We start from the raw sequence: 4968 nt of genomic DNA on the forward strand, positions 1-4968 counted from the left end.
GGGGCCGGGGGCGGGCTGGCCGGAGCCGCGCCCACGGCCGGCGCCGCCTCTTCCTCGGCTTCCTCGCGGCCGCCGTTGCCGCCCACGCGGTTCGACAGGCCCAGACGGTGCACCTTGCCGATCACCGCGTTGCGGGTGACGCCGCCGAGTTCCTTGGCGATCTGGCTGGCGCTCTGGCCCTCGGCCCACATTCGCTTCAGGGTCTCGACGCGCTCGTCGGTCCAGGACATGCCGCAACTCCGCTTGAGGGTGGACCCGACCGGATGCCGGGCTTCCGCCGTTCCCCGCCTTTGGGGAGGAGGGGCGAGATTTACACCCGCCCCGGCCGTGTTTCAAGCCGCTCCGGCGCCGCGGCCCCTCCGGTCCGCCCCGCAGACCCCCGACCGGAGGCATCGGACCGCCCCGCTTTGGCCGGAGATGTCGCCCCAAGGCAGCGGATGCCTCGCGGGCGCCGACGCCTCTCGAAAGCCCTCGCGCTCCCCTGCGCCCCGCGAACCGCAGGAGAAGCCCGTGCGTCCACCGCCCACGCCGCGCGGACGGCAAGGAGAAGCCCTCGCGTCCGCCGACGTCACGCGGGCTGCAAGGTGAAGCCTTCGCGTCCGACGCCGCCGTGCGGACGGCAGGGGAAGACTTCGCATCCGCCCACGCCGCGCGAACGGCAAAGGGAAGCCGTCGCATCTGTTCACGCCGCGCGGGCGGCAAGGGGAAGCTCACGCGCGCGCCGAGCCCCCCCGACAGGTGGGGCCGGGGCGTTGCGGAGCCTCTCCGCGACGCCGCTCTTGCCGGGCGAGACGCCCGGCACACGGAAAAGCAGTGGACAGACCGGCCGCGCGGCGCTACGACCCTCGGCATGACCTGCCGGACCCGCGCCCTTTCCGACCGACGTCGACGCTTCTGAGCGTCGCCCGCGCCTGCGCGCCTCTTCCGCCTGTCATTCCTTCCTGACACATCACGTTGACTTGGGGCGCCGCCTCTGGCACCCCTGTGGCTTCTCAAGGGCCCCCTGCCGATGATCTCCGCCGTCCTGCCGACCTACAACCGCGCGCCCCTTGCCTTCGTTGCGGGCGAGGGCTCCTGGCTCACCGCCGAGGACGGCACCCGATACCTCGACCTCGGCGCCGGCATCGCGGTGAATGCGCTGGGTCACGCCAATCCCGCGCTCGTCGAGGTTATCTCGGCGCAGGCCGCGAAGCTCTGGCATGTCTCGAACCTCTACCGCATCCCCGAGCAGGAGCGGCTGGCCGAGAAACTGGTCGAGGCGACCTTCGCCGACACGGTCTTCTTCACCAACTCGGGCACCGAGGCCGCGGAACTCGCGATCAAGATGGTGCGGAAATACTGGTCCGAGAAGGGCCAGCCCGACCGGATCGAGATCCTCTGCTTCGAGGGCGCCTTCCACGGCCGCTCGACCGGCGCCATCGCGGCGGCGGGCTCGGAGAAGATGACCAAGGGCTACGGGCCGCTGATGCCGGGCTTCCGCCAGCTGCCCTTCGGCGATCACGAGGCGCTGCGGGCGGCCATCTCGGAGAAGACCGCGGCCGTGATGCTCGAGCCGGTGCAGGGCGAGGGCGGCATCCGCGTCCTGCCCGACGTCTGCCTCAAGGGGCTGCGCGACGCCTGCGACGCCGTGGGCGCGCTTCTCGTCTTCGACGAGGTGCAGTGCGGCATGGGGCGCACCGGCAAGCTCTTCGCCCACGAATGGGCGGGGATCGAGCCCGACATCATGATGGTGGCCAAGGGCATCGGCGGGGGCTTTCCGCTGGGCGCGCTGCTGGCGAAGGAAGCCGCCGCCGCGGCCATGACCGCAGGCACCCACGGCTCGACCTACGGCGGCAACCCGCTGGGCTGCGCGGTGGGGGCGAAGGTCATGGAGATCGTGGCCGATCCCGCCTTCCTCGCCGAGGTGAACCGCAAGGCCGCGCTCTTCCGCCAGAAGCTCGAGGGGCTGGTCGCGGCCCATCCGCAGGTCTTCGAGGAGGTGCGCGGCGCGGGCCTGATGCTCGGCCTCAAGTGCCGGGCGCCGAATGCCGATCTGGTGAAGGCGGCCTACGGCCAGCATCTCCTGACCGTGCCTGCGGCCGACAATGTGGTGCGGCTGCTGCCCGCGCTGAACATTCCCGACGAGGACATCGCCGAGGCGGTGGCGCGGCTCGACCGGGCGGCGGGGACGCTCGATGCCGATGCGGCCTGACGCCTGCCTGCGGGCCGATCCGCGCCGACGAGGGATCGCAGATCCCCGTCGCGCATGAACATCCGGCAGGCGGCGGTGCCCGAGGCCCGCGCCCGAGACAGAAGGCCCTTTCCGTGAACCACTTCCTCGATATCCACAAGACCGACACCGCCGAGCTGCGGCAGATGATGGACAGCGCCCATGCGATGAAGGCCGCGCGCAGGGGCCGACCCAAGGGCCAGCTCGACGAGGACCAGCCGCTTGCCGGCCGCATGGTGGCGCTGATCTTCGAGAAGCCCTCGACCCGCACCCGCGTCTCCTTCGACGTGGGCGTGCGCCAGATGGGCGGCCAGACCATGGTGCTCTCGGGCAAGGAGATGCAGCTCGGCCACGGCGAGACCATCGCCGACACGGCCCGCGTGCTCTCGCGCTATGTCGATCTCATCATGATCCGCACCTTCGAGGAGGCGACGCTGCTCGAGATGGCCGAACATGCCACGGTGCCGGTCATCAACGGGCTGACGAACCGCACCCATCCCTGCCAGATCATGGCCGATGTCATGACCTACGAGGAGCATCGCGGCCCGATCTCGGGGCGCAAGGTGGTCTGGGCGGGCGACGGCAACAATGTCTGCGCCTCGTTCCTGCATGCGGCGGGGCAGTTCGGCTTCGACTTCACCTTCACCGGCCCGCCCACGCTCGACCCCGAGGCCGAGTTCGTGGGCTATGCCCGCGAGAAGGGCCGGCGCGTCTCGATCGAGCGCGATCCGGCGAAGGCGGTGGCGGGGGCCGATCTCGTCGTCACCGACACCTGGGTCTCGATGCACGATCCGCAATCGGCGCGCGAGCGGCGGCACAACCAGCTCAGGCCCTATCAGGTCAACGAGGCGCTGATGGCGCAGGCCAAGCCCGATGCGCTCTTCATGCACTGCCTGCCCGCGCATCGCGACGACGAGGCCACGAGCGCGGTGATGGACGGCCCCCATTCGGTGATCTTCGACGAGGCCGAGAACCGGCTCCATGCGCAGAAGGCCATCATGCGCTGGTGCCTCGGCCTCTGAAGCGCAGGCGACAAGCGGGCCGGGCGGCCCGCTCCTGATCTCCGGACCGCACCGGGCGGCCCGGCCGGCGCACGGGGAGCGGAGTCCGGCAGCCGCTGACGGATCGCAGGCTGCCTCCCCGGCATCGGCCCGTCAGGCGTCCCGATCCGTGGGGCACCGCTGCGGCTCCGGCCTCTCCTGCATCCCGGTCCGCAAGGTGGCGCCACGGCCCGGGGCCGTCAGGCGTCCTGTTCGGTGGCGGGGCGGAAGCGGCAGCTCCAGCTCGCGACGCGGTAGCGGGGATGGTCGAAGACCCACTTCGCCAGTTCCGGCTGCGCCCGAAGCACGCAGGCGGTGGGAGACAGGTCGTCGGCATAGTAGAGGCTGCGCTTCTCGCAGGCGTCGGGGGCGGCGCTGAGGCAGGCCACGAAGGCAAGTTCGATCATGTCGACCTCTTCAAAAGGGTTGGCGTGATCCTCCCTGAACACCGCTGATACCGTGAAACGCTTGCAGGACCTTGCATGGCGGTGCCCCGCGAGGGGCAAAGACCTCGTTCCGGCCCCCAACGTGCAAAGACGGTTCCGGTTGCCGAAGTTATGCGCGTCGAGAAAAGCGCCGGCCGTCACTCCGGATGCGCGATTCCCGTCACCGTCAGCGTGACCTCGCCCGCGGGGCGGGTCCAGACCACCTTTTCGCCGAGACGCGCCCCCATCAGCGCGCGGGCGAGGGGGGCTTGCGGCGCGATGCGGCGGGCCGTGGCCTGAGCCTCGTCCTCGCCGGTGATCTCCCAGACGGTGCGGCGGCCCGCCTCGTCCTCGACGGTGACGGCGAGGCCGAAGGCCACCTCGTCCAGCGGCTGGGCCGCGGGATCGACGAGGATGGCCGAGGCGATGCGCGCCTCGAGATAGCGGATGTCGCGCTCGGCCGCGGCCTCCGGCAGGCGATCGAGCCGGTCCTCGCGGGCGCGGAGCGCGCGGAGGCGCGCCTGCGTGGCGAGAAGCCGGGCCTGCAGATCGGCCAGCCCGCGCGGAGTGACGAGGTTCGGGTGCGGGCTGATCGGCAGGTCGGGCAAGGGCGTGTTGTCCGGCCCGTCCTCCTTCACGAAGGCGCGGCTCATGGGGTTCTCCGGCGGCAGGGCAGGCTCATCGGACGATCACCTCCAGCGGGTCGTAGAGGAGGCCGCCGCCCCAGGTCGCCCCGGCGAGGCTGTCGGGCTTGTGGCGGATGCGGGCGAGCTCTTCCTGCGCGAAGAAGCGCCGCTCGGTCACGATGCCCGCGGGATCGCGCCACTCGGCCGAGAGGCTGCCCGCGAGGATGCGGCAGCGGAAATAGACATCGACCTGATGAAAGCCCGTGTCGGGGTCGTGGAACTCGTTCACGAGGCAGGGATCGTCCACCGCCACGGTGAGGCCGGTCTCCTCGGCCACCTCGCGCACCAGATTGTCGGGCAGCGAGGCGCCCGGTTCGACCCCTCCGCCGGGGGCGCACCACAGATCCGACACGCCGCCCGGCCAGGCATTGACCAGAAGCAGGCGGTTCTCGTGCAGGATCAGGGCGCGAACGGCGAGGCGGGGAGATCTCATGCCCCGACCCTCGCAGGCGGCGCGGGCCTTGTCCATCGCCCGGGCGCAGGAGGGGCGGGTCTCAAGGGGTGCAGGGCCCGGGGAGAGAACCTCATCGGGACGGAGCCGGGGGGCGGGCGATCCGGCAGGCGAGGAGCGGCCTCGGCCGGATTCGGGCGGGGGAGCCGTCGGCGGG

6 protein-coding genes are annotated in these 4968 nt (G+C 71.4%); 2 read left to right on the forward strand and 4 right to left on the reverse strand.

Features of this window, described 5'->3' with window-relative positions:
• Positions 1 to 230: GcrA family cell cycle regulator (locus A9O63_RS17400; protein WP_328585913.1), on the reverse strand; the 230-nt coding region annotated here is incomplete at its 3' end.
• Between the two features lie 779 nt (positions 231 to 1009).
• Between A9O63_RS17400 and A9O63_RS17405 the strand changes: the two genes are divergently transcribed.
• Both A9O63_RS17405 and argF read left to right on the forward strand, forming a co-directional pair.
• The gene (locus A9O63_RS17405) at positions 1010 to 2191 is read left to right on the forward strand and encodes an aspartate aminotransferase family protein (protein WP_069333056.1); all 1182 of its coding nucleotides are present in this window, start codon (positions 1010 to 1012) and stop codon (positions 2189 to 2191) included.
• Positions 2192 to 2304: 113 nt separating this feature from the next.
• On the forward strand, positions 2305 to 3231 hold the full coding sequence (argF, locus tag A9O63_RS17410; RefSeq protein ID WP_069333057.1) for an ornithine carbamoyltransferase: 927 nt from the start codon (positions 2305 to 2307) through the stop codon (positions 3229 to 3231).
• Between the two features lie 218 nt (positions 3232 to 3449).
• On the opposite strand, the gene A9O63_RS17415 is transcribed toward argF, so the two are convergent.
• The 3 genes from A9O63_RS17415 to A9O63_RS17425 all read right to left on the reverse strand — a co-directional run bounded on the left by A9O63_RS17415 (position 3450) and on the right by A9O63_RS17425 (position 4829).
• Positions 3450 to 3656 carry a hypothetical protein gene (locus tag A9O63_RS17415; protein WP_069333058.1) on the reverse strand — a complete coding sequence of 69 codons (207 nt, stop codon included), beginning with the start codon at positions 3654 to 3656 and terminating at the stop codon, positions 3450 to 3452.
• Between the two features lie 176 nt (positions 3657 to 3832).
• A complete protein-coding gene (locus A9O63_RS17420; RefSeq protein WP_009566580.1) occupies positions 3833 to 4327 on the reverse strand; it encodes a GreA/GreB family elongation factor in 495 nt (164 codons plus the stop codon).
• 25 nt (positions 4328 to 4352) lie between these two features.
• The gene (locus A9O63_RS17425) at positions 4353 to 4829 is read right to left on the reverse strand and encodes an NUDIX domain-containing protein (RefSeq protein ID WP_069333059.1); all 477 of its coding nucleotides are present in this window, start codon (positions 4827 to 4829) and stop codon (positions 4353 to 4355) included.
• Between the last annotated feature and the right edge of the window lie 139 nt (positions 4830 to 4968).

It is taken from the genome of Cereibacter johrii (assembly GCF_001720585.1).
In the GTDB taxonomy this organism is placed as follows: Bacteria; Pseudomonadota; Alphaproteobacteria; order Rhodobacterales; family Rhodobacteraceae; genus Cereibacter_A; species Cereibacter_A johrii.